Origin of the sequence: Nocardioides sp., assembly GCF_031422975.1 — a bacterium.
GTDB lineage: Bacteria > Actinomycetota > Actinomycetes > Propionibacteriales > Nocardioidaceae > Nocardioides.
This window is the reverse complement of record NZ_JANPEO010000113.1, coordinates 1-1,556: the sequence shown is the minus strand read 5'-3', so window position 1 is coordinate 1,556 and position 1,556 is coordinate 1. Positions and strand designations below refer to the sequence as shown.

Below are 1,556 nucleotides of genomic sequence, written 5' to 3'. Positions count from 1 at the left end.
CCGTTCCCGCGGCTTCGAGGTCGAGGCCATGAGCGGGAACCTGTGTCGCTGCACCGGCTACCGACCGATCCGCGACGCCGCGCTGGCGCTGGGCGCACCCCTCGTCGACGACGCCCTCGCCGAGCGGCAGGGCCGGCCCGCCCCGGCCGCGGTGCCGACCCGGCTCGACGGCGCCGCCCGACCGAGCGACCTGGCGGACGCCCTCGGGCTGCTGCGCGACCGCCCGGACGCCACGATCGTCGCGGGCGCCACCGACTGGGGCGTCGAGGTCAACCTGCGCGGGCGGCGTTCGCCGTACGTAGTGTATGTCGACCGGGTGCCCGAGCTCCGCACGGTCTCGACCGGCGACGTCATCGAGATCGGCGCCGGCCTGACCCTCAGCGAGGCGGAGGCACGACTCGACGGAGCGGTGCTGCTGCTGGACCGGGTGTGGCCGCTGTTCGCGTCGCCCCTGATCCGCAACGGCGCGACCATCGGCGGCAACCTCGGTACCGGTTCGCCGATCGGCGACCTGACGCCGGCGCTGCTGGCGCTCGGGGCGAGTGTTGTCATCGCGTCGCTCGAGGGCGCACGCGAGGTCGCGCTCGCCGACTACTTCACCGGCTATCGCGAGACCGATCTGCGACCGGGTGAGCTGATCAGGGCGGTCCGGATCCCGCGTCCGCTTGCCGCACTGACTGCCTTCCACAAGATCGCCAAGCGTCGCTATGACGACATCTCCAGCGTCGCCGTCGCCTTCGCGCTCGACATCGACGACGGCGTTGTCACCCGAGCCCGCATCGGACTGGGTGGCGTGCCGCAACCCCGATCCGGGCGCGTGCCACCGAGGCCGCGCTCGAGGGACGGCCCTGGACCCGCGAGACCGTCGAGGCCGCGGCCGAGGTGATGCGTGGCAAGGGCACGCCGATGGACGACCACCGGGCGAGCGCGGCCTACCGCTCCGCGATGCTCGGCAACGCGCTGCGCAGGCTCTGGGCGGAGGAGGTCCGATGAGCGTCGGCCACCCGATGCCCCACGAGAGTGCGGCCCTGCACGTGACGGGCCACGCGCTCTACACCGACGATCTCGTGCATCGGACCCACCACGTCCTGCACGCCCACCCGGTCTGTTCGCCGCACGCCCACGCGCGCGTGCTTCGCCTCGACACGGCGCCGGCGTTCGCCGTGCCGGGCGTCGTCCGGGTGCTCACGGGCGCCGACGTGCCCGGCATCAACGACGCGGGCGTGAAGCACGACGAGCCGCTGTTCCCCGAGATCGTGATGTTCGTCGGGCACGCGGTCTGCTGGGTGCTGGGGGAGAGCCTGGAGGCCGCCCGACTGGGTGCCGCAGCCGTCGAGGTCGACTACGAGCCGCTGCCGGCCGTGATCGCGCTCACCGAGGCGATCGAGGCCGAGAGCTTCCAGGGCAACCGGCCGGTCGTCGCGCGCGGCGACGTCGAACGCGGCCTGGCCGGCGCGACCCACGTATTCACCGGCGTCACCGAGATGGCCGGCCAGGAGCACTTCTACCTCGAGACGCACGCGTCGCTGGCGCTGGTCGACGAGGCCGGCCAGGTC

General features: G+C 73.3%; 1 protein-coding gene and 1 pseudogene. Both read left to right on the top strand.

Annotated features, from left to right (window positions below; translation table 11 throughout):
• The first annotated feature begins 28 nt into the window (after nt 1–28).
• A pseudogene (locus RMO85_RS03665) lies at nt 29–993 on the top strand (FAD binding domain-containing protein).
• The coding region (locus tag RMO85_RS03655) for a molybdopterin cofactor-binding domain-containing protein (protein WP_310526528.1) at nt 990–1,556 on the top strand (567 nt) is incomplete at its 3' end. The pseudogene RMO85_RS03665 and the gene RMO85_RS03655, both read left to right, overlap by 4 nt.